Genomic DNA, 19941 nt, shown 5'->3' on the forward strand with positions numbered 1-19941 from the left:
CGGGGTACCCCCGGCCGGGTTTGCCACACGCCGTGCCGGGAACGCTCCGGGCAGTCGACCTCGCCGGGCGACCCGGCAGTCCGAGCTCGGCGGCAAGCGGGAGGAGCACCGATGAAGGCCGTCACCTGGCACGGCAAGCGGGACGTGCGCGTGGACACCGTGCCGGATCCGATCCTGAAGGAGCCGACCGACGTCATCGTCCGCATCACGTCCACCGGCCTGTGCGGTTCCGACCTGCACCTGTACGAGGTGATGGGCCCGTTCATCGACGAGGGCGACATCCTCGGGCACGAGCCGATGGGCGTGGTCGAGGAGGTCGGCGCGGAGGTCACCGCGGTCGCCCCGGGCGACCGGGTCGTGGTGCCGTTCAACATCTCCTGCGGCTCGTGCTTCATGTGCGACCGCGGCCTGCAGTCGCAGTGCGAGACGACCCAGGTGCGCGAGCAGGGGTCGGGCGCGGCGCTGTTCGGCTACACCAAGCTGTACGGGCAGGTGCCCGGCGGGCAGGCCGAGTACCTGCGGGTGCCGTTCGGCAACACGCTGCCGATCAAGGTGCCGGACGGCCCGCCGGACGACCGGTTCGTCTACCTGTCCGACGTGCTGCCCACGGCGTGGCAGGCGGTGGAGTACGCGGGCACGCGGGACAGCCTGGTCGTGCTCGGGCTCGGCCCGATCGGCGACATGGCGACCCGGATCGCGCAGCACCGCGGCGTCGAGACGGTCATCGGCGTCGACCTCGTGCCGGAGCGCATGGCGCGGGCGCGCGGGCACGGCGTGACCGTGCTGAACGTGCGCGACAACCACCTGGTCGACCACATCCGGGAGCTCACCGGCGGGCGCGGCCCGGAGGCCGTGATCGACGCCGTGGGCATGGAGGCGCACGGCGCCCCGGTCGCGAAGCTCGCCCACCAGGCCGTCGGCCTGCTGCCGGACGCCATCGCGGCCCCGTTCATGCGGACGGCGGGCGTGGACCGGCTGCACGCGCTGCGACTGGCCATCGACATCGTGCGGCGCGGCGGCACCATCTCGGTGTCCGGTGTGTACGGCGGGATGGCGGACCCGATGCCGATGCTGACCCTGTTCGACAAGCAGGTGCAGCTGCGCATGGGCCAGGCCAACGTGTGGCGCTGGGTGCCGGAGATCCTGCCGCTGCTCACCGACGACGACCCGCTCGGCGTCGACTCCTTCGCCACCCACCACCTGCCGCTCGACCAGGCACCGCACGCCTACGAGATCTTCCAGCGCAAGCAGGACAGCGCCGTCAAGGTGCTGCTGCGCCCCTGAAGGTCTATCGTCCAGCCATGATCCGCTTTCGGTGGTTGCCCGCCGTGGCGTTGCCGGTGGCCCTGGTCGCAGGCGGGTGCGGCACGGGATCGGACGACCTGGTCCGGCGCACGGCGGAGGAGTTCACGGCGGCGGTCTCGGCGGGCGACACCGACCGCGCCTGCGGGCTGCTGACCGAACGGGCGCGCGAGGACGTGGAGTGCTCGTCGCTCGACGTGCCCACCGGCGCGGTGCGGACGGTCGAGGTCTGGGGTGACGCGGCGCAGGTCCGCACGTCCGGCGGCGTGCTGTTCCTGCGGGAGCTGGCGTCGGGGTGGCGGGTGTCCGGCGCCGGCTGCGAGTCGCGGGGCGAGCGGCCCTACCACTGCGAGGTGGGTGGGCCGTGACGCAGCGCGGGATGTTCTACGTCTACCTGGTGGGCGTGCTGGCACTGCTGGTGTACTTCAGCGTCATCGGGCTGGTGGGAGCGTGAAGAGGTTCCTGCGGGACAACGGCTTGGGGCTGGTGTTCGGCCTGCTGTTCCTCGGCGCGCTGGTGGGCCAGGCGTTCTCCGGCAACGCCGACCTGAACGCCCACCGGCTCACCGACGGCGGCGACCCGATCGGCTTCTGGCAGTACGTCACCTCGTCGGACTTCGCGGTGGACGTCGCCGAGAACTGGCAGTCCGAGTACCTCCAGTTCTTCCTGTTCATCTTCGCCACGGTGTGGTTGATGCAGCGCGGGTCGCCCGAGTCGAAGCCCGCCGACCGGATGGGCGCGGAGTCCGACGAGGACCAGCTGGTCGGCGCGCACGCGAAGGAGCAGTCGCCGCCGTGGGCGAAGGCGGGCGGCTGGCGCACGGCGCTGTACTCGAACTCGCTCGGCCTGGTGATGCTCGGCCTGTTCGTCGGCTCGTGGCTGGCCCAGTCCGTCGCCGGGCGCAGCTCGTACAACAACGACCAGCTCAACACCTTCCAGGACCCGGTGTCGTGGTGGGACTACGTGCTGTCGGCCGACTTCTGGAACCGCTCGCTGCAGAACTGGCAGTCGGAGTTCCTGGCCATCGGCTCCATGGTGGTGCTGAGCGTCTACCTGCGACAGCGGGGATCGCCGGAGTCCAAGCCCGTCGGCACGCCGCACCACAGCACGGACGAGACGGGCTGACCGGTCCGCCTACTCGACGCGGTCCTCGTCGGGCACGTCGTCGTTCCTGATGGTGTCCCGGCTCCGCTCGCGCCACGGCCACGCGAACCACAGCGTGCCGAACAGCACGGCCGCGAACGCGCCGACCACGACGGCCACCCAGCCGCCGATGACGACCTCGGCGAGCAGCAGGATCGTGCCCACCATGGCGACCGCGAGGTTCGCCAAGCCGATGATCGCGAAGCGGTTCGCCACCTCGATCACGTCTTCCCGCCTGCCCCGCCGGAACAGCAGCCGGTGCCAGGCCGCGGGCGCGGTGAGCAGCGCGACGGCGCACGCGGCGAACAGGATGGTGATCAGGTGGGTGGCGCGGATGTAGCCGTCGGCCGACGCGTACCGCTCGGTGAAGGCGATCGACAGCAGGAAGCCGAACAGGATCTGCACGCCGGCCTGCGCCACGCGCAGCTCCTGCAACAACTCGTTGAGGTTGCGGGCCAACCTCCGTTGGTGTGACTCCTCAGCCTGACTCACCGCCACCACGTACCCCATGACCAGGCAGTTCAATCATTACTACGTGTGACGAAACGCGGCCCGAAGTGATCCAGCGTCACGGGCAGCGCGGCGTGTGGCAACCCGTCGGGGTCGCGGTGGAAGTACGGGGTGAACACGACGAACGTGGTGCCCGCCGGCAGCCACGCGCGCTCGTCGAACCGGCGGCGCAGCTCGTCCTGACGCGGGTGCGGGTAGGCCCGATTGGCTCTGCCCCGCAACGCTTTCAGCAGGTCCGTCAGCTCGCCACCGGGTCGAGCAGCAGCGCGACGCCGCGCCCGGTCACCCGCACGCACCTCCTCGGCCACCGCCACCACCGCCGGGGCGGCGCACGATCACGCCCTTGGCCACCGTCGGCGGCAGCACCTCGGCGGACGCCCGGCCGTGTCCAGCCGGGCGGCTACGGCCACGAGCCCTCCTCGGCGTGCGCGACGACGAGTTCGCGGACCTCGCAGCCCTCGGGCTGGCGCAACGCGAACACGATCGCGTCCGCGACCCGCTCGGGCGGGTTGAGCTTGCTGTCGTCCGGCGGCCGGTACTGCTCGGCCCGGTCGTCGAAGAAGTGGGTGCGCATGCCGCCGGGGATCACCAGCGTGACACCGACCCGCCCGGCCGTCTCGGCGGCCAGGGCCCTGGTGAAACCGACCACGCCGAACTTCGAGGCGCAGTACGCGGTGGCGTCGCTGACCGCCTTGATGCCGAGGGTGGACGCGATGGTCACCACCCGACCGCCGGCCAGCACGGGCAACGCCGCCCGCACCACCGCCGCGGTGCCCAGCAGGTTGACCATCACCACCCGGTCCCAGTCCGCGCCGGACACCTCGTCCAGCCGGCCGCACGCGTCCGTGCCCGCCGCCGTGACGACGGCCCGCAGGCCGCCGTTGCGCTCGGCGATCGCCTTCACCGCGCGTTCCGCCGCCCTGGTGTCGGACAGGTCGACGGACTCGAAGTCCGCCACCTCCGGGGCCGACGGGGCGGCCTTGTCGAGCACCAGCGGTCGCCCGCCCATCTCGTGCACCGCGCGCACCACGGCCGCGCCCAAGCCGGACGCGCCTCCGGTCACCAGCACCTGACCGAGCATCAGCCCCTCCTCGACAGCATCTCGGTGGTCGAACGGCCCCGGTGGTAGGGCACGACGACGGTCCGCCCGCCCCAGCCCCTCACCAGGTCCGCTTCCGGTAGCGATTCGACGGTGTAGTCGCCGCCCTTGACCCACACGTCCGGGCGCAGGGCGGCCAGCACGCGCTCCGGCGTGTCGTCCTCGAACACCACCACGTCGTCCACGCAGCCCAACGCGCGCAGCACCTCGACGCGGTCCTGCTCCTTCGTCACGGGCCGGTCCGGGCCCTTGAGCCGGCGCACGGACGCGTCGGAGTTCAGGCACACCACCAGGCAGTCGCCGAGCGACCGGGCGGCGCGCAGGGTGCGGACGTGACCGGCGTGCAGCAGGTCGAAGCAGCCGCCGGTGGCGACGATCGTGCCGCCGCGGGCCCGGACCACGTCCACCGAGGACAGCCGGTCGTCCGGCCGGTAGCCGGACGCGCCGCCGCGGCGCAGGAACTCGGCGGCGGACGTCACGGCGTCCGCGACCGCGTCGTCCATCGCGGCGCCGCGCATGAGGCGGACCGCGACCGTCGCCGCGAACCGGTCGCCCGCGCCGCACGGGTCGACCACGGGCACGCGCGGCGCGGGGACGGCGACAGGGGTGCCGCCACCGTGCAGCAACGCGCCGCCGGCGCCGAGCGTGACCACGACGGCCCGCGCCCGCCACTGCGCGCGCAGGGCTTCGAGGGCGTCCATGGGGTCGGCGTGGCCGCTGAACGCCTTGGCCTCGGCCGCGTTCGGCGTGACCAGGCGGGCGCCGGGCACCGGGGCGGGGCCGCGCGGGTGCGGGTCCCAGACCACCGGGCGCCGGGCGAGCACGCCGCGGAGCCGTTCGTCGCGCACCAGCCCGCGGCCGTAGTCGGAGACGAGCACGCAGTCCGCTTCGAGGACGGCGTCGAGCATGTCGTCGGTGGCGTGGGGCGCGCCGGGACCGCCGCCCCGGTCGAGCCGGGCGATCGACTGGTCGCCGCAGCGCAGCCTGGTCTTGACCGGGGTGGGCGTCGGCGAGGGCCCCAGCACGGACCGCACCCCGGCCAGCTCGTCCCGCAGCCGCCTGCCGTCCTCGTCGTCGGCGACGGCGGTGACGAGCGTGACGTCCACGCCGTCGGCGGCGGCCAGGGCGGCGGCCAGTCCCGCGCCGCCGGGCCGGGCGCGTTCTTCCTCGACGTCCAGGACGGGCGCGGGGGCGTCCGGGCACAGGCGTTCGGCGGTGCCCAGGACGTCCACGTCGAGCAGCGAGTCACCGACGACGACCAGTTTCACGAGACCCTCCGTGCCGAGGAGGGCAGGGCGGCCTCGAACGCCGCGCACAGGGCGTGGACCGCGACCAGCTGGGCTTCCTGCACGTTCGCCGGGTCCCCGGGCAGTGCCAGCACCTCGTCCACCGCCTCCGCCAGCGGGTTCGGGGCGGGGCCGGTCATCGCCCACACGTGCGCGCCCGCCTGCCTGGCCGCTTTCGCCGCCTCGATCAGGTTGGGGCTGCACCCGCTGGTCGACAGCAGCACGACCACGTCCTGCGGCCGGGCGTGGGCGGTGACCTGCCGGGCGAACACCTGGTCGTAGCCGTAGTCGTTGCCGATCGCGGTGACGCTGGACGACTCCGCGCACAGCGCGATCGCCGAGAAGGGCCGCCGGTCGTCGCGGAACCGGCCGACGAGCTCGGCGGTCAGGTGCTGCGCTTCGGCGGCCGACCCGCCGTTGCCCGCCGCCAGCAGCCGGCCGCCGTCGCTGAGCCTGCGGGCCAGCACACCGCCCCAGCGGGTCAGCCGCGGCGCCTGGGCGCGCAGCCCGGTCAGCGACTGGGCCAGCCCGGTCAGGTGGGTCTCGACGCTCATCGCGCGCCTCCCACGGCCACCGGCCGACCCGCCGTGACCCGCGCGTAGACGCGTTCGGTGTCCTCGGCGATCCGGCTCCACGTGTAGCGCACGCCGACCCGGTCCAGGCCCGCGAGCCCGCACGCCTCCCGCCGGGCCTGGTCGGCGAGCAGCGAGTGCAGCGCGCGGGCCAGCGCGGACGGGTCGCGCGGCGGCACGAGCACGCCGGTCACGCCGTCCACCACGGTGTCGATCAGGCCGCCGACGGCGCTCGCCACCACCGGCACCCCGCACGCCATGGCCTCCAGCGGCACGATGCCGAACGGCTCGTACCAGGGCACGCACGCCACCGCGTCGGCCGAGCGCAGCAAGGCGGGCATGGCGTCCCGCGACACCTGGCCGGCCAGGCACAGCCGGTTCCGCACGCCGAGCCGTTCCGCGTGCGCGGCCAGCCGCCGCGCCTCCGGGTCGGACTCCACGTCCACCGGGCCGCCCGCGATGACCAGCTCGGTGTCCGGCAGCGACCGCAACGCGGTGATCAGGTCCTGGAAGCCCTTGCGCGGCACCAGCCTGCCGACGGAGACGACGCGGTGCGGGAGGCGGCGGCGCAGCGTGGGGCCCTCGGGCCGGAAGCGCGTCGGGTCCACCCCGCACGGCACGACGGAGATCCGGGACCGCCGCACGCCCATGCGCATCAGCTCGACCACCTCGTCGGCGCACGTCGCGGCGATCCGGTCGGCCTCGCGCCCGATCATCCGCTCGATGCCGATCCGCTGGGGCGGGCTGGTGTCGTCCGCGCCCTGGTGGCGGCGCTTCACCGTGCCCAGGGCGTGGTAGGTCTGCACGACGGGCACGCCGACCTTGCGCGCGGCGAGCACCGAGGCCAGGCCGGACATCCAGAAGTGCGCGTGCACGACGTCCGGTCGTTCCTCCTGCCACTGCTGCTCCAGGAAGCGGGCGAAGTCCCCCATGTGCGGCAGCAGCTCGTCCTTCGGCACCGGGTGGGCGGGACCGGCGGGCACGTGCACGACGTCGTAGCCCTGCTCGGTGCGCACGCGCTCGGGCAGGCCCGGGTCGTCGCGGCGGGTGTGCACCACCACGTCGTGCCCCAGTGCCGACAGCGCCTCCGACAGCGCGGCGACGTGCACGTTCTGCCCGCCCGCGTCGACACCGCCCAGGGCGGCCAGCGGGCCGGCGTGCTCGGACACCATCGCGATCCTCATCCGCTCACTCCTGTCAGCAACCGGTCCCAACTCCGCAGGAAGGCGTCGAGTCCGTACCTGGCCAGGGCGAACTCCCTGGCCTGCTTCCCCTTCTGCCTGGCCAGGGCGGGGTCCGCGACCAGCTCGGCCACGGCCCGCACCAGCTCGTCCACGTCGGTGGACACCACGCCCGCCTCCGGCGGCACCGCGCGCACCGCCTCGGTGCACGCCAGCGCCACCACGGGCATCCCCAGGTGCATCGCCTCGATCAGCGACAGCCCCAGCGACGTCCACCGCACCGGGTGCAGGTAGAGCCGCCGCAGGGCCAGTTCGCGGTGCAGCGACCCCAGGTCGTGGTCACCGCGACCCATCGCGCCCAGCTTGTGGGTCTTCATGCCGTAGACGTCCAGCGGCGCCGCCTCGGCGAACCGGGGCAGCAGGTCCGTGCCGACCGCCCGGCCCCGGCGCACCGGGTCGTTGACCACGACGGCGGCGCGGGGCAGCTCACCGGTGTAGAGGAGGCCGGGGTCGACCACGCCGTGCTCGATGACGACCGTGCGCGCGGTGCCGCAGTCCCACATCAGGTCGTTGAAGTGGGTGACGTGGACGATGGTGCCCGGCCAGTCCTTGAGCGGGTGGACCTGGTTCGGGAACCGGGGCGTGTTGTGCTCCAGGTACACGACCGGGACGCCGGTGGGCACCAGGCCGACCTCGACCGGCCGTTGCAGCACCGCGAGGTCGGCGTCCACTTCGGACACGTCCACCTCGCGGGCGGCCGGCCAGTCGCGCCCGGACAGGCCGATGCCGTGGGGCGGCCCGGGGATCAGGTACTCGTGACCGCCCCGGACGAACGCGTTCGTCCACGAGCCGTGCACGTGCCACAGCAGGATCTTCACGTCCGCACCCCCACGAGGTCGGCGACGGCGGTGACGACCCGGTCGGCCGTCACCCGGTCAAGGCACGGGTGTCCGGGCACCGGGCAGACCCGTGCGCGCGAGTCGCGGCACGGTGCGTCCTGGTCGCCGAGCAGCACGTGCGGCCCGTGCGGCGCCCACCGGTGGGCGGGCACGACGGGTGAGAACAAGGACACGACCGGCGTGCCGACCGCGGCGGCGAGGTGCGCGGGCCCGGTGTTGCCGACCACGACGGCGTCCGCGCGGGCCAGCAGCCCGGCCAGTTCGGCGAACGTCGTCCGGCCGCCGAGGTCCACGCCGCGCGTGCCGGCCACGTGCCTGGTCAGCGCGGTCTCGTTCGGGCCGCCGGTGACCAGGACGCGGTGCCCGGCCTCGGTGAGCGCGGTGACGGCCTCGGCGCACCGGTCGGGCGACCAGGCGCGGGCGGGCACGGAGGCTCCCGGGTGCAGGACGACGTACGGGCCGAGTTCGGCCGGCTCCGGCGGTGTGGTGACGGCGAGCCGGCCGTCGTCGCCGGGCGGGAGGTCGAAACCGGCGGCGCGGGCGACTTCCAGCGCCCGTTCGGCTTCCGGCAGCTCGGGGTCGTCGCGCAGCCGGACGTCGAGGAGCGAGCCCGGGTAGTCGGTGGAGCGGGCCACGACCTTCGGCACGCCGGCGAGCTTGAGGAGCAGGGCGAGTGGCAGCGGGCTCTGGTGGAAGGAGGTGAGGACCAGCGCGACGTCGGCGCGGATTCCCTTGAGCAGCGCGACGATCCCCTCGATGTCCGGGGTGCGGACGTCCGGCGGCGGGTAGGTGATCCAGGGACAGTCCCACCGCACGACGCGGTGCACGCCGGGCAGCAGTTCGGCTGCCTGCGCGCCGGAGTGCCCGCACAGCAGCACGACTTCGCCCGCTTGGGCGGCGGCGCGCACGGCCGGGCCGGCGAGCAGGACGTCGCCGTCGTTGTCGAGCCGGGCCACCAGCGTCCTCATAGGACCATCGCCAGCGCGGATCGCAGGTCGGGCGCGGTGAGGGGCGCCCGGTCGACCTCGTCGGGCAGGGTGACGGGTGTGGGCACGAGGATCGGGGTCGCGCCGGCGGCGAGGGCGGCTTCGACGTCGGCCTCGATGTCACCGATGAAGTAGGTGCGCTCCGGGCGCGCGCCGAGGGCGGCGCAGGCGCGGAGGATCATGGTGGGCGCGGGTTTGCGGCACTCGCAGCCGTCGTCCGGGTGGTGCGGGCAGACCTGCCACGTGCCGAACCGCCCGAGCAGGTCCTCGACCTTGGCGTTCACCGCGTCCACCTGGGCGCGGGTGAGCAGGCCGCGGCCGATGCCGGACTGGTTGCTGACGACTCCCGTGCGCACTCCGCGCTCCCGCAGCGCCCGCAGGACGTCGCCCGCTCCGGGCATCGGTCGCACCCGCTCCGGGTCGCCGTTGTAGGGCACGTCGCTGATGAGCGTGCCGTCGCGGTCGAAGAGAACCGCGTCGGGGTACTGGTCCACAGAGGAGAGTTAGCCGGTGCGAGTGGAAGCAAACGCTTCTCGGCGGAGGCGCTACTCACCGTCACTCAGTGGTGGAACGGATGTGTGTGGAACCGCTCGGACGGGTAACCGGGTGTCGAACTCGATTCCCGAGGAGAGGTTGTTGCAGTGACGACGATCGAGAAGTCCGTGGACGTCGAGGTCCCGGTCACGACCGCGTACAACCAGTGGACGCAGTTCGAGTCGTTCCCGCAGTTCATGGAGGGCGTCGAGCGCATCACGCAGATCACCCCGACCCGGACGCACTGGGTCACCAAGATCGGTGGTGTGACGCGCGAGTTCGACGCCGAGATCACCGAGCAGCACCCGGACGAGCGCGTCGCCTGGCACACGGTCGACGGCCCGCCCCAGGGTGGCGTGGTGACGTTCCACCGGATCGACGACCGGCACACCCGCGTGCACGTGCAGATGGAGTTCGACCCGCAGACGCTCACCGAGAAGGCCGGTGCGGCGATGGGCGTGGTCGGGCACCGCGTGTCCGGCGACCTGGACCGGTTCAAGGAGTTCATCGAGGGACGCGGCGCGGAGACCGGCGCGTGGCGGGGTGACGTGAGCCGCCCGCCGCAGGCCGGCGAGACGCGCCACGACCTGCCGGACGCCGGACGCCCGGGCGATCCGCTGCGATGAGCGCGCAGGCGGGTCGGGTGCCGGGGGACCGGAGCGGGTCGAACCCCCCGATCCCCCGCCCCCGCCCGCCGGTCGACGACGGTTGACCACCAGTGGGAGCCCCGCCGGACCTGGTCCGGCGGGGCTCCCGCGCGTTCGGGGGCGGGTCGGGCGCGAACGGGTCGGCGTGGTGGGGCTGCGGCTCGGCGAGAGGCCGGCGAGACGGCCCGGTTCGGTGGGCGGCACTCCGATCCGCACCGGTGTTTGAGGCCGGGCGAAGCCCTGGGGGCAGTCGCCGGCGGCCGCCGACGAGCGGCACGTGCGCCGAGGCCCGCAGGCGCAACCGCCTGCGGGCCTCGATGTGCGTGCGGTGTCTCCTCGCTAGCCGTCCTTCAGCCGGTCGAACAGCTGCCCCACCGACCGGCGCAGCGCCGAGGCCGCGTCACCGAGCAGCGACCCGGGGTCGGGAGGGCCGTCGACGGCCGGTTCGCCCTCACCGGGGGCCTGCGGCTCGACGTCCTGGGCCAGCAGCTCCCGCAGGACCTCCAGCACCACCTCCGGGTGCCCGAGCGGCACGGGGGCGGCGAAGGTCTGGGCGGAGGTGATCAGGTCCTGGTGGCGGTGGATCAGCTCCCCGACGCCGGAACCGGCCGCCGCGCCCGCCACCAGGTGCACCGGCACCGCGCGGTCGGCGAACTCGGACAGCACCTCGTCCACCTCCTGCCACGGCTCGTCCGCCGCGGGCAGTCGGCACCACATGACCTGCAGGTGCTCCGTCAACGGGCGCCACGTGCCCGGCAGGTCGCCGTGCCTGCCGACCCCCGCCGGGTCGAGGACGACCACCGCCGGCGCGTCCGGCGGGCCCGCCCACACCACGGACGGGCCGCCCGCCCTCGGTTCCTCCTCCACGCGGCTACACCTCCACCACGGCGGGTTCCACGCAGTAGACCGTGTAAGCCGACCGGATCACCGGCTGCGCGACGTTGCGCACCCGCACGCCGCCGGGCGTCATGCCGTGCTCGTTGCCGAAGTGCGCGTGCCCGTGCACGGCCAGCTGCGTGCCGCCGGCGTCGATCGCCTCGCCGAGCAGGTAGGAGCCGAGGAACGGGTAGATCTCCGGCGGCTCGCCCCGCAACGTGTCCGGCACCGGCGAGTAGTGCGTCAACGCCACCTTCACGTCCGTGTCGAGGCTGTCGAGGGCGACGCGGAGCGAGTCGGCGATCTCGGTGGTGTGCCGGATGAACGCCTTCATCTCCGGCTCGCCGAACGCGCTGCCGCACTTGCCCGCGAACCCGCCGCCGAAGCCCTTCACCCCGGCGACGCCCAGCGTGTGGCCGTCCACGCCGATGGTGGTCGTCTCGCCCTCCAGCACGGTGATGCCCGCGTCCCGCAGCACGGCGGTCACCTCGTGCGGCTTGTCGTCGTGGTGGTCGTGGTTGCCGAGCACCGCGACCACGGGCACGGGCAGCCCGCCGAACTCGTCGGCCACCACCCGCGCCTCGGACACCGTGCCGTGCCGGGTCAGGTCGCCGGCCAGCAGCAGCACGTCGGCGCAGTCGCCGAGCTCGTCCAGCGCGGGCCGCAGGCGGCCGCGCGCGTCCTCGCCCAGGTGCACGTCACCCACCGCGGCGATGCGGATCATCGAATCTCCTCTCGGCCGACCGGCGCGTCGGACGGCACCACCTTCACGTCGTCGAGCACGGTCAGCTCCGGCGCCACGTCGTGGATCACGGCTTCGAGCTCGGCGCGCCGCTCCGGGCTCGCCACGTCACCGGACAGCAGCACGTGGTCGCCGCGCACGGTCACCCGCACGCCCAGCTCCGTGGTGCGCGGGTCCTCGGCCAGCGCTTGGCGCAGCCGGGCGGAGAGATATTGCTCTGCGGTCATCAGGCGCTCCTGGTCATCGGTGAGTGCAGGAGGTCGAGGCGTTCGACCAGCACGAGGAACGCCTCGGCGTACGGGGAGTGCTTCGTGGCTTCGCGGACGCGTTCCCAGTCGATCTGCTCGCGCAGCGCGCGGGCGAACGGCAGCAGCTCGCTGAAGTCGCAGCGGTGGCCGTCGAGGACGAGCAGCTTGCCGATCAGCACCTCGGTGGCCGGCATGACCGGCAGCACCACGGACCCGACCTGCAGCTCCTCTGCCCGCGACAGCGTCGCGTCGGTCACCGGCACCTCGTTGGGCCGGAACAGCAGGTCCACCAGCGAATCGCCGTCGTAGACCTTCAGCAACCAGTCCTCGGGTGGCGTCGCGGCCCTCATGCCCGCTTCGACGAGCGCGCTCACCGCCGCGCGGGCGTCCTCTTCCCGCACCAGGATGTCCACGTCGTGCTCCGTCGCGGGACCGCCTCTGGCGTACACCGCGCACCCGCCCGCCAAGGCGAACGGGATGTCGTGCGAGCGCAGGGCTTTGGCGACTTTGGTCAAGGTGCGCAGCAACTCGTTTTGGACACCGCTCATGCCTGCTGACTACCCGTACGGCTGGGTGTTCACACGGCTGCGGGTAGTGCCGCCCGCACGGGGTAGTCCATCCGGCATGACTGCCACACCGCCCGACCCCGACCCGGACCGCACGCCCGGTCTGGAACCCGGTGGCGGCGTCTCCCCCGGCGAGACGCCGCCCGACTCCGGCCAGACGTCCGGCCTGTCCCACCCGCAACCCATGCCGTCCCGGCGCGCCCCGATCGTCACGCTGGTGGCCGTGCTGATCGTGACGCTGCTGGCGCTGGCCTTCGTCGTGGCCCAGGTGATGGGGTGGACGAACCTGTTCGAGGGCTACTGAGCAGGGGCGGAGGGCTTGCGGATCAGGGCTTCAGCGGGGGGCTGGGCTGAAGGCCTTGCTCGCGGCCGATGCCGTCGAGGAGCTGCCTGAGGGTGTCGCGGGCGTTGTGCCGGGGCGCCCAGCCCAGCCGGGTGAACGCCTTGGTCGCGTCCAGCAGCGGCGCGGTGAGGGCCAGGTCGACCCAGCCGTGCGAGGTCGGTTGCAGGCGCAGGTGCCAGCTGATCCGGGCGGCGTTGCGCAGCACCGCGGGCGGGATCACCACGTGCCGCGTGCCCATGACCTCGGCGAGCACCTGCGGCGTCACGACCGGGTCGGTGACGAGGTTGAACGCGCCCTCGGCCCTGGTGGCGAGGATCTTCACCAGGGCGTCGGCCACGTCGTCGGCGTGCACGAACTGCAACACCATCGTGCGCGGCAGGGGCAGCACGGGCAGCTTGGCGAGGACGTCGGGGCGGAACAGGGCGTGCGGCACCAGGGGGCCGAGGAAGTACCGCTTGATCTCGGCGGCGGCGGCCGGCTGGAGGACCAGGCCGGGGCGGACCCGGGTGACGACGAGCCGGGGGTGTTCGCGTTCCACCTGGTCGAGCAGGTGCTCGACGGCGGCCTTGTGCCGGCTGTAGTAGGAGTTCACGAGACCGTCGGTCGGCCAGGTCTCGTCCACGGTCCGGTCCTTCGAGGCCGGCGAGTAGGCGCCGACGGACGACATGTGGACGAGGTGCGGGACGCCCGCCTTCGCCGCGGCGGCGAACACGCGCTCGCTGCCGGCGACGTTGGCCTGGTAGAGGGCCCGTTCGTCGTGGCCCGGCTGGATGCGCCAGGCGAGGTGCACGACGGCGTCGGCGTCGCGGAAGGCCTCGGTGAGCGGCTCCTCCGCGCCGTCGCGGCTGAGGTCGACCGGGGTCCAGGTGACCGCGTCGTACGGTGGTCCGGGCTCGGGCGGGCGGCGGGAGACGCCGTGGGCGGTGATGTCCGGTTCGTCGGCGATGCGGCGCAGCAGGGCGGTGCCCAGGTTGCCGGTGGCGCCGGTGACGACGATCCTCATGGCGGTCGGGTACCCGCTCGACGCGGTGTGACACGGGGAGGCCGGGTGCTGCAGGCGGCGGGTTGGGGGTTGCTGGCCGGGTCCGCGCTGCTGCTCGGCGCGCTGGTGGGCTACCTGGCGCGGGTGCCGCGCGGCGTGGTCGCCGGGGTGATGGGCTTCGGCAGCGGCGTGCTGATGTCGGCGGTGGCGTTCGACCTGATCGCCGAGGCGCACGAGCTGGGCGGCCTGCTGCCCACGGCGTCCGGCGCGGCGATCGGGGCACTGGTCTACACGGCGGCGAACGTGGCGCTGGCCAAGCGCGGCGCGCGCCACCGCAAGCGGTCGGGCGGGTTGCAGCCCTCGGAGTCGGAGCAGGGCGGGTCGGGCACGGCCATCGCGGTCGGCGCGCTGCTGGACGGCATCCCGGAGTCGGTGGTGATCGGCGCGAGCCTGCTCGCCGGCGGCGGGGTGAGCGCGGTGACCGTGGCGGCGGTGTTCGTCAGCAACGTGCCGGAGGGGCTGTCGTCGGCGGCGGGCATGCGCGGGGCCGGCCGGTCGCCGCGCTACGTGTTCGGCCTGTGGACCGGGATCGCCGTGGTGAGCGGCCTGGCGGCGATGGCGGGCTACGGGTTGCTGGCCGGCGCGCCGCCCCAGTGGCTCGCCGGGATCACCGCGTTCGCCGGCGGGGCGATCCTGTCGATGATCGCCGACACGATGATCCCCGAGGCGTTCGACGACGCCCACCTGCTGGTGGGCGTCGTGACCGTGGCCGGTTTCCTGAGCGCCTTCGCCCTGTCCCACCTCTGAGCGGCTCCACCCTGTCCGAGCGGCTCTACTTGATCAAGGGGATGCCGAGGAACAGCAGGCCGCCGAACAGCGTTGCCATGGCAACACCCACCAGGATCGGCTGCACCCAGTCCTCCCTCTTGCGGGCGAACCAGGCGAACCCCAGGAAGACCACCACTAACGCGATCAGTCGCCAGTCGACCACGACACCTCCCCGCCGAATATTCGCGAACATTCGCGAATGATGCGAACGACGGTACGCTGGCGTGTGCCGAACTGGCAACACGGGAGAGTGCGATGACCGAACTGCGGCCGATGACCGACCAGAAGGAGTCGGAGAAGCGGCTCCTGGACGAACTGCGCGAGCTGTACGTCCGCCGCGGCAGGCCGGCCATGCGCGAGCTGGCCGACTCGTCCAAGCGCGCCGCGTCGACGATCCACGGCGTCCTGGTGTCCGGCCGGATCGCCAAGTGGCCGGTCGTCGAGGACATCGTGATCGCGCTGGAAGGCGACGTCGACCGCTTCCGCAGGCTGTACGAGGTAATCGACGCCGAACGCCTCGGGCTCGACGACCGCGCGGAGGAGTTGGGCTCGGAACTCGGCCTGCCCACCGGCCAAGTCACCCGGTACGGCAACACGAACATCGAGGTGCACCACGGCTCGGTGTACCTGCAGTCGGGCGGCGTGCCACCGTTCGACCCGTTGACCGCGGCCGCCCCGCCTGAGCTGGTCTCGATCTACGAGGCGGCCTGCACCGCCCACTCGACCGGGGCGCACGCGGCCACCCTGGGGCTGGTCAGGTCGCTGGTCGAGGCGGTCGGTGCGCGCGAGACGCACCACCCCGACCCGCTGGGCGGCTTGCACGCGCTGCGCGAGCGGGACGTGATCCCGCCGCACGTGCTGTTCCGGGGCGAAGAAGTGCACCGGATGGCGTCCGAGGTCGTGCGCGGCCACCGGCCACCTCGCCCGGACGACTCCGCCCTCGCGCTGATGTTGGCGCTGGCCCTGCTGTCCTGCGTGTACCTCGACCGCACGCGCTGAGGATCAGCTCGACGACGGCGGGGGCGGGATCGGGGTCCTGGCCAGCGCCGTGGCGACCGCGTGCAGGTTGGCGGCCATCGCCTCGCCGGTGCTCTTGGACCAGTCGTGGCCGTGGTCGGTGTCCGGGTAGTCCGGTCCCGGGCCGGGGCCCATGTTCCAGTAGGTCCACGCCTGGCCCGGGACGGTGTAGCCGATGTCCCCGAGCGCGCCGCACACCTCGCTGATCACGTGGTGCGCGCCGTCCTCGTTGCCGGTCACCACGACGCCCGCCACCCGGTTGTACGCGACCGGACGGCCCTCGTCGTCCTGCTCGGAGATCATCGCGTCCATCCGCTCGATCACCCGCTGCGCGATGGACGACGGGTGGCCGACCCACGTGGGCGTGGCGACGACCAGGATCTCCGCGTCCAGCAGCGCGTCGTGCAGCGTCGGCCACTCGTCGCCCTCGCCGAGGTCGGTGACGACACCCGGCGGCACGGCGTGGTCCACCACCCGGAACGTCCGCACCTCGACGTCCCGCCGTTCGAGCGCTTCGACGACGACGTCGGCCAGCAGCTGGGTGTTGGACGGGTCCGGCGACTTCTTCAACGTGCAGTTGAGCACCACGGCCCTCATAGGGGCACCTCCGCATCCGAGTCGGCCAACCGCCGGAATACCCCCGGCGGCGGTGAAAATGCGTTGCCGCGACCGCCGGTGGTGGACAGGCTCGGGACATGGTCGACTCCCCCGGCGGACGTGCCGGCATCCCCGACGGACGTGCCGGCATCGACGCCGGGCTGGTGGCACGGCTGGTCGCGGCCCAGTTCCCGCAGTGGGCGGGGCTGCCCGTGACCCCGGTCGAGGTCGACGGGTGGGACAACCGCACCTACCGGCTGGGCGACGACATGACGGTGCGCCTGCCGACCGCCGAGGGGTACGCGCCGGCGGTCCGCAAGGAGCACCGGTGGCTGCCGGTCCTCGCGCCGTCGTTGCCGGTCCCGGTGCCCGTGCCGCTGGCCCTGGGGGTGCCGGGCGAGGGCTACCCGTTCCCCTGGTCGGTCCGGCGCTGGCTGGACGGGCGCACCGCGTCGCCGGACCGCGTCGAGGACCTGGTGGGGTTCGCCGAGTCGGTCGCCGGGTTCATCCGTGCATTGCAGCGGGCCGACGCGACGGACGGGCCGGAGGCCGGCGCGCACAGCTTCTACCGGGGCGCGTCGCCGGGCCACTACGACGACGGGACGCGGCGGGCGCTGGCCGCGTTGGCGGGCCGCGTCGACACCGCACGGGCGGCGGCGGTGTGGGAGGACGCGGTGAGCGCGCCGGAGCGGTCCGGGCCGCCGGTGTGGTTCCACGGCGACATCGCGCACGGGAACCTGCTGGTCGACGGCGGGACACTGGCCGCGGTGATCGACTTCGGCACGTCCGGGGTCGGGGACCCGGCCTGCGACCTGGTGATCGCCTACACGATGTTCTCGGGCGAGAGCAGGCGGGCGTTCCGCGAGGCGGTCGCGGCGGACGACGCGACGTGGGCGCGTGCGCGCGGGTGGGCGTTGTGGAAGGCCCTGATCACGCTCGCGGACGGCGACGAGCGGTCGCGGCGGGTCGTCGGGGAAGTGCTCGGCGACGCGCCGCGGTGAAAGGGGGTGCCCCCGCGGCCGGAGGCGCCCCCTTTCGGATTCGCGTCAGCGGTTGACCGTCAGGTCGCGCGCCGAGGCGTAGCGGTCCCGGACCCACGGGGTCGGGTCGGCTTCGACGGACGTCGAGGCCAGCTCCGACCAGTGGGGCGGGGTGTCCGCGCCGCCGACCGCCCACGCCGCCTGCCTGGCGGCGCCGTCGGCCACGTACTCGCTCGGCTCCGGCACCAGGACCGGGCAGCCGAAGATCGCCGGCGCGAGCTGCCGGACGGCGGGCATCCGGGCCCCGCCGCCGATCAGCAGCACGCGGGTGACCGGCATGCCGAGCGCCCGCAGCGCGTCGATCGCGTCCGCCAGGCTGCACAGCAGGCCCTCGACCGCGGCGCGCGCCAGGTGCGCCGGGGTCATGGTGTCCAGCCTCAGGCCGTGCAGCGCGCCGGTGGAGTCGGGCTTGTTCGGCGTCCGCTCCCCCTCCAGGTACGGCACGAAGACGAGGCCGTCCGCGCCCGCCGGCGCGGTGAGGGCCAGGTCCGACAGGTCCGCCAGGTCGACGCCGAGCACGGCCGACGTCGACGTGAGCACCCGTGAGGCGTTCAGGGTGCACACGAGCGGCAGGTGGCCGCCCTCCGCGTCGGCGAAGCCGTTGACGATGCCGGTGCCGTCGGCGACGGGGTCCGGCCAGCGCGCGAACGCCGTGCCGGACGTGCCGATGGACACCACGACGTCACCCGGCTGCGCCTGCACGCCGAGGGCCGCCGCCGCGTTGTCGCCCGCGCCCGCGCCGAACCGGCCGCCGACCAGGTCCGCCGGGCCGACCACGCGCGGCAGCGCGACGACCTTGCCGAGGGCCAGTTCGAGCAGGTCCGGGCGGTAGTCCCCGGTGGACGGCGACCAGTAGCCCGTGCCGCTGGCGTCGCTGCGGTCGGTGGTCAGCGCGTCGAGGGACGTGCCGCCGGACAGCTTCCACGTCAGCCAGTCGTGCGGGAGGCAGACCGCCGCGGTGCGGGCGGCCGACTCCGGCTCGTCGACCGCCAGCCACCGCAGCTTGGTCACGGTGAGCGAGGCGACCGGCACGCTGCCGATCGCCTTCGCCCACGCGTCCGGGCCGCCCAGCTCGGTGGTGAGGTCGGCCGCCGCCTGCGCGGAACGGGTGTCGTTCCACAGCAGCGCCGGCCGGACCACCTCGCCGGCCTCGTCGAGCGTGACCATGCCGTGCTGCTGCGCGGCCACCGACACGGCGGCCACGTCGTCCAGGCCGCCCGCGTCCGCGATGGCGGTCTGCAGCGCGTCCCACCACGCGGAGGGATGCACCTCGGTGCCCGTCGGGTGCGTCGCGCGCCCTTGTCGAACAAGGGCGCCGGTGTCCGCGTCGCGGACCACAACCTTGCAGGACTGGGTGGACGAGTCGACGCCCGCGACGAGCGCCATCAGCGCGCGCCCAGCAGGTGCTCGGTCGCCAGCTGCGCCAGGCGCACGAACCCGAAGCCGCGCTCGGCGGCCGTCTCCGGGTCGAAGTCCTCGCCCTTGAGGAAGTCCGCGATCGACTCGCCCTCGTTCAGGGTCGGCTCGGCCAGCTCGTACACGCCGCTGTACTTCAGCGCCTCCTGCACCTCGGGGTCGGCGCGGAACGCCGCCGACCGCTCGCGCAGCAGCTTGTAGGTGCGCATGTTGGCCGCCGCGCTCTCCCACACGCCGTCGAGGTCCTCGGTGCGCAACGGCTTGTAGTCGAAGTGCCGGGGCCCGTCGTAGCCGCCGTTCTCCAGCAGGTCGACCAGGAAGAACGCGGACAGCAGGTCGCCCTGGCCGAACACGAAGTCCTGGTCGTAGCGCGGGCCCTTCTGGCCGTTGAGGTCGATGTGGAAGAGCTTGCCCTGCCACAGCGCCTGGCCGATGCCGTGCACGAAGTTGAGGCCCGCCATCTGCTCGTGGCCGACCTCGGGGTTCACGCCCACCAGCTCGTGGTGCTCCAGCGTCGAGATGAACGCCAGCGCGTGGCCGATCGTCGGCAGCAGGATGTCTCCGCGGGGCTCGTTCGGCTTGGGCTCCAGCGCGAAGCGGAAGCCGTAGCCCTGGTCGACCGAGTACTGCGCGACCGTGTCGACGGCCTCGCGGTAGCGGTCGAGGGCGGCGGACACGGGCTTGCCCGCGTCGACCTCGGAGCCTTCCCGGCCGCCCCACATCACGATGGTCTGGGCGCCGAGCTCGGCCGCCAGTTCCAGGTTCCGCAGCACCTTCCGCAGGGCGAAGCGGCGGATCGACCGGTCGTTGCTGGTGAAGCCACCGTCCTTGAACACCGGGTGGGTGAACAGGTTGGTGGTCACCATGGGCACGACCATGCCGGTCTCGTCCAGCGCCGAGCGGAACGCGGCGACCCGCTTGCCCACCTCGGCCGCGTCGGCGCCGAAGGGGAACAGGTCGTCGTCGTGGAACGTGATGCCCCACGCACCGAGCTCCGAGAGCTTGCGCACCGCCAACGGGGCGTCCAGCACGGGGCGGGTCGCGTCGCCGAACGGGTCGCGTCCCTGCCAGCCGACCGTCCACAGGCCGAAGCTGAAGTTGTCCACGAGGGCACCTCCAATAAGTTT

Annotated in this window: 26 protein-coding genes; 8 read left to right on the top strand and 18 right to left on the bottom strand. The window is 73.5% G+C overall.

What is annotated here, in order from left to right; all coding sequences use genetic code 11:
• Positions 1 to 111 precede the first annotated feature (111 nt).
• The 3 genes from EDD40_RS10100 to EDD40_RS10110 all read left to right on the top strand — a co-directional run bounded on the left by EDD40_RS10100 (position 112) and on the right by EDD40_RS10110 (position 2427).
• Complete coding sequence (locus EDD40_RS10100) at positions 112 to 1284, top strand: zinc-dependent alcohol dehydrogenase (RefSeq protein WP_123742673.1); 1173 nt, start codon at positions 112 to 114, stop codon at positions 1282 to 1284.
• 17 nt (positions 1285 to 1301) lie between these two features.
• Positions 1302 to 1670 (top strand): hypothetical protein, encoded by a 369-nt coding sequence (locus EDD40_RS10105; RefSeq protein WP_148088748.1) that lies wholly within the window; start codon positions 1302 to 1304, stop codon positions 1668 to 1670.
• Positions 1671 to 1752: 82 nt separating this feature from the next.
• Positions 1753 to 2427 carry a DUF6766 family protein gene (locus EDD40_RS10110; RefSeq protein WP_123742675.1) on the top strand — a complete coding sequence of 225 codons (675 nt, stop codon included), beginning with the start codon at positions 1753 to 1755 and terminating at the stop codon, positions 2425 to 2427.
• Between the two features lie 9 nt (positions 2428 to 2436).
• Here the strand turns inward: EDD40_RS10110 and EDD40_RS10115 are convergent, their stop codons facing one another.
• The 9 genes from EDD40_RS10115 to EDD40_RS10155 all read right to left on the bottom strand — a co-directional run bounded on the left by EDD40_RS10115 (position 2437) and on the right by EDD40_RS10155 (position 9472).
• Positions 2437 to 2955: a DUF6328 family protein gene (locus EDD40_RS10115; protein WP_123747909.1), complete on the bottom strand. Its 519-nt coding sequence runs from the start codon at positions 2953 to 2955 to the stop codon at positions 2437 to 2439.
• A gap of 11 nt (positions 2956 to 2966) precedes the next feature.
• Positions 2967 to 3263, bottom strand: a complete 297-nt coding sequence (locus EDD40_RS10120) for a hypothetical protein (RefSeq protein ID WP_148088749.1) — start codon at positions 3261 to 3263, stop codon at positions 2967 to 2969.
• 92 nt (positions 3264 to 3355) lie between these two features.
• Positions 3356 to 4036 carry an SDR family oxidoreductase gene (locus tag EDD40_RS10125; protein WP_123742677.1) on the bottom strand — a complete coding sequence of 227 codons (681 nt, stop codon included), beginning with the start codon at positions 4034 to 4036 and terminating at the stop codon, positions 3356 to 3358.
• Positions 4036 to 5322 (bottom strand): D-glycero-beta-D-manno-heptose 1-phosphate adenylyltransferase, encoded by a 1287-nt coding sequence (gene rfaE2 / locus EDD40_RS10130; RefSeq protein WP_123742678.1) that lies wholly within the window; start codon positions 5320 to 5322, stop codon positions 4036 to 4038. The genes EDD40_RS10125 and rfaE2 overlap by 1 nt, the downstream gene beginning before the upstream one ends.
• Positions 5319 to 5894 carry a D-sedoheptulose-7-phosphate isomerase gene (locus tag EDD40_RS10135; protein ID WP_123742679.1) on the bottom strand — a complete coding sequence of 192 codons (576 nt, stop codon included), beginning with the start codon at positions 5892 to 5894 and terminating at the stop codon, positions 5319 to 5321. Before EDD40_RS10135 ends, rfaE2 begins: the two co-directional genes overlap by 4 nt.
• Positions 5891 to 7096: a glycosyltransferase gene (locus tag EDD40_RS10140; RefSeq protein ID WP_123742680.1), complete on the bottom strand. Its 1206-nt coding sequence runs from the start codon at positions 7094 to 7096 to the stop codon at positions 5891 to 5893. Before EDD40_RS10140 ends, EDD40_RS10135 begins: the two co-directional genes overlap by 4 nt.
• Positions 7093 to 7971, bottom strand: coding sequence for a glycosyltransferase (locus EDD40_RS10145; protein ID WP_123742681.1), 879 nt, complete (start codon positions 7969 to 7971; stop codon positions 7093 to 7095). Before EDD40_RS10145 ends, EDD40_RS10140 begins: the two co-directional genes overlap by 4 nt.
• Positions 7968 to 8960, bottom strand: coding sequence for a glycosyltransferase family 9 protein (locus EDD40_RS10150; RefSeq protein WP_123742682.1), 993 nt, complete (start codon positions 8958 to 8960; stop codon positions 7968 to 7970). Before EDD40_RS10150 ends, EDD40_RS10145 begins: the two co-directional genes overlap by 4 nt.
• A complete protein-coding gene (locus EDD40_RS10155) occupies positions 8957 to 9472 on the bottom strand; it encodes a D-glycero-alpha-D-manno-heptose-1,7-bisphosphate 7-phosphatase (protein ID WP_201439658.1) in 516 nt (171 codons plus the stop codon). Before EDD40_RS10155 ends, EDD40_RS10150 begins: the two co-directional genes overlap by 4 nt.
• A 147-nt stretch (positions 9473 to 9619) precedes the next feature.
• Between EDD40_RS10155 and EDD40_RS10160 the strand changes: the two genes are divergently transcribed.
• Positions 9620 to 10138 (top strand): SRPBCC family protein, encoded by a 519-nt coding sequence (locus tag EDD40_RS10160; protein WP_123742683.1) that lies wholly within the window; start codon positions 9620 to 9622, stop codon positions 10136 to 10138.
• Between the two features lie 360 nt (positions 10139 to 10498).
• Here the strand turns inward: EDD40_RS10160 and EDD40_RS10165 are convergent, their stop codons facing one another.
• Genes EDD40_RS10165 through EDD40_RS10180 form a run of 4 tightly spaced genes read right to left on the bottom strand, consistent with a single transcriptional unit; the run spans position 10499 to position 12573 of the window.
• The gene (locus EDD40_RS10165; RefSeq protein WP_123742684.1) at positions 10499 to 11026 is read right to left on the bottom strand and encodes a hypothetical protein; all 528 of its coding nucleotides are present in this window, start codon (positions 11024 to 11026) and stop codon (positions 10499 to 10501) included.
• Positions 11027 to 11030: 4 nt separating this feature from the next.
• A complete protein-coding gene (locus EDD40_RS10170; protein WP_123742685.1) occupies positions 11031 to 11759 on the bottom strand; it encodes a metallophosphoesterase family protein in 729 nt (242 codons plus the stop codon).
• Positions 11756 to 12004 carry a BON domain-containing protein gene (locus tag EDD40_RS10175; RefSeq protein ID WP_123742686.1) on the bottom strand — a complete coding sequence of 83 codons (249 nt, stop codon included), beginning with the start codon at positions 12002 to 12004 and terminating at the stop codon, positions 11756 to 11758. The genes EDD40_RS10170 and EDD40_RS10175 overlap by 4 nt, the downstream gene beginning before the upstream one ends.
• Positions 12004 to 12573, bottom strand: a complete 570-nt coding sequence (locus EDD40_RS10180; RefSeq protein WP_123742687.1) for a nucleotidyltransferase family protein — start codon at positions 12571 to 12573, stop codon at positions 12004 to 12006. The genes EDD40_RS10175 and EDD40_RS10180 overlap by 1 nt, the downstream gene beginning before the upstream one ends.
• Before the next feature lie 76 nt (positions 12574 to 12649).
• Between EDD40_RS10180 and EDD40_RS10185 the strand changes: the two genes are divergently transcribed.
• Entirely contained in the window at positions 12650 to 12895 is a 246-nt protein-coding gene (locus EDD40_RS10185) for a DUF6480 family protein (RefSeq protein WP_123742688.1), read from the top strand.
• Between the two features lie 22 nt (positions 12896 to 12917).
• Here the strand turns inward: EDD40_RS10185 and EDD40_RS10190 are convergent, their stop codons facing one another.
• Positions 12918 to 13937 (bottom strand): NAD-dependent epimerase/dehydratase family protein, encoded by a 1020-nt coding sequence (locus EDD40_RS10190; RefSeq protein WP_123742689.1) that lies wholly within the window; start codon positions 13935 to 13937, stop codon positions 12918 to 12920.
• Positions 13938 to 13982: 45 nt separating this feature from the next.
• Between EDD40_RS10190 and EDD40_RS10195 the strand changes: the two genes are divergently transcribed.
• Positions 13983 to 14723 (top strand): ZIP family metal transporter, encoded by a 741-nt coding sequence (locus tag EDD40_RS10195; protein WP_123742690.1) that lies wholly within the window; start codon positions 13983 to 13985, stop codon positions 14721 to 14723.
• A gap of 25 nt (positions 14724 to 14748) precedes the next feature.
• Here EDD40_RS10195 and EDD40_RS41600 read toward each other — a convergent pair whose 3' ends face one another.
• Positions 14749 to 14907 (bottom strand): hypothetical protein, encoded by a 159-nt coding sequence (locus EDD40_RS41600; protein ID WP_170185020.1) that lies wholly within the window; start codon positions 14905 to 14907, stop codon positions 14749 to 14751.
• 92 nt (positions 14908 to 14999) lie between these two features.
• On the opposite strand from EDD40_RS41600, the gene EDD40_RS10200 reads away from it, so the two are divergent.
• Positions 15000 to 15743, top strand: a complete 744-nt coding sequence (locus EDD40_RS10200; protein WP_123742691.1) for a hypothetical protein — start codon at positions 15000 to 15002, stop codon at positions 15741 to 15743.
• 3 nt (positions 15744 to 15746) lie between these two features.
• On the opposite strand, the gene EDD40_RS10205 is transcribed toward EDD40_RS10200, so the two are convergent.
• The gene (locus EDD40_RS10205; RefSeq protein ID WP_123742692.1) at positions 15747 to 16358 is read right to left on the bottom strand and encodes a flavodoxin family protein; all 612 of its coding nucleotides are present in this window, start codon (positions 16356 to 16358) and stop codon (positions 15747 to 15749) included.
• Positions 16359 to 16456: 98 nt separating this feature from the next.
• Here EDD40_RS10205 and EDD40_RS10210 point away from each other — a divergent pair, with 98 nt between their 5' ends.
• The gene (locus EDD40_RS10210) at positions 16457 to 17359 is read left to right on the top strand and encodes an aminoglycoside phosphotransferase family protein (RefSeq protein WP_123742693.1); all 903 of its coding nucleotides are present in this window, start codon (positions 16457 to 16459) and stop codon (positions 17357 to 17359) included.
• Positions 17360 to 17404: 45 nt separating this feature from the next.
• Here EDD40_RS10210 and xylB read toward each other — a convergent pair whose 3' ends face one another.
• Both xylB and xylA read right to left on the bottom strand, forming a co-directional pair.
• Entirely contained in the window at positions 17405 to 18784 is a 1380-nt protein-coding gene (gene xylB / locus EDD40_RS10215) for a xylulokinase (protein ID WP_123742694.1), read from the bottom strand.
• Positions 18784 to 19920 carry a xylose isomerase gene (gene xylA, locus EDD40_RS10220; protein ID WP_211348133.1) on the bottom strand — a complete coding sequence of 379 codons (1137 nt, stop codon included), beginning with the start codon at positions 19918 to 19920 and terminating at the stop codon, positions 18784 to 18786. The genes xylB and xylA overlap by 1 nt, the downstream gene beginning before the upstream one ends.
• Positions 19921 to 19941: the final 21 nt, after the last annotated feature.

Source organism: Saccharothrix texasensis, from assembly GCF_003752005.1.
Classification (GTDB): Bacteria; Actinomycetota; Actinomycetes; order Mycobacteriales; family Pseudonocardiaceae; genus Actinosynnema; species Actinosynnema texasense.

Excerpts from the sequence above, each read along its gene's own strand:
- EDD40_RS10190 (WP_123742689.1), bottom strand. The coding sequence starts at position 13,937 with ATGAGGATCGTCGTCACCGGCGCCACCGGCAACCTGGGCACCGCCCTG.
- EDD40_RS10100 (WP_123742673.1), top strand. The coding sequence starts at position 112 with ATGAAGGCCGTCACCTGGCACGGCAAGCGGGACGTGCGCGTGGACACC.
- EDD40_RS10210 (WP_123742693.1), top strand. The coding sequence starts at position 16,457 with ATGGTCGACTCCCCCGGCGGACGTGCCGGCATCCCCGACGGACGTGCC.
- EDD40_RS10205 (WP_123742692.1), bottom strand. The coding sequence starts at position 16,358 with ATGAGGGCCGTGGTGCTCAACTGCACGTTGAAGAAGTCGCCGGACCCG.
- EDD40_RS10125 (WP_123742677.1), bottom strand. The coding sequence starts at position 4,036 with ATGCTCGGTCAGGTGCTGGTGACCGGAGGCGCGTCCGGCTTGGGCGCG.
- EDD40_RS10185 (WP_123742688.1), top strand. The coding sequence starts at position 12,650 with ATGACTGCCACACCGCCCGACCCCGACCCGGACCGCACGCCCGGTCTG.
- EDD40_RS10170 (WP_123742685.1), bottom strand. The coding sequence starts at position 11,759 with ATGATCCGCATCGCCGCGGTGGGTGACGTGCACCTGGGCGAGGACGCG.
- EDD40_RS10150 (WP_123742682.1), bottom strand. The coding sequence starts at position 8,960 with ATGAGGACGCTGGTGGCCCGGCTCGACAACGACGGCGACGTCCTGCTC.
- EDD40_RS10135 (WP_123742679.1), bottom strand. The coding sequence starts at position 5,894 with ATGAGCGTCGAGACCCACCTGACCGGGCTGGCCCAGTCGCTGACCGGG.
- EDD40_RS10175 (WP_123742686.1), bottom strand. The coding sequence starts at position 12,004 with ATGACCGCAGAGCAATATCTCTCCGCCCGGCTGCGCCAAGCGCTGGCC.
- xylB (WP_123742694.1), bottom strand. The coding sequence starts at position 18,784 with ATGGCGCTCGTCGCGGGCGTCGACTCGTCCACCCAGTCCTGCAAGGTT.
- EDD40_RS10180 (WP_123742687.1), bottom strand. The coding sequence starts at position 12,573 with ATGAGCGGTGTCCAAAACGAGTTGCTGCGCACCTTGACCAAAGTCGCC.
- EDD40_RS10105 (WP_148088748.1), top strand. The coding sequence starts at position 1,302 with ATGATCCGCTTTCGGTGGTTGCCCGCCGTGGCGTTGCCGGTGGCCCTG.
- EDD40_RS10140 (WP_123742680.1), bottom strand. The coding sequence starts at position 7,096 with ATGAGGATCGCGATGGTGTCCGAGCACGCCGGCCCGCTGGCCGCCCTG.
- EDD40_RS10115 (WP_123747909.1), bottom strand. The coding sequence starts at position 2,955 with ATGGGGTACGTGGTGGCGGTGAGTCAGGCTGAGGAGTCACACCAACGG.
- EDD40_RS10200 (WP_123742691.1), top strand. The coding sequence starts at position 15,000 with ATGACCGAACTGCGGCCGATGACCGACCAGAAGGAGTCGGAGAAGCGG.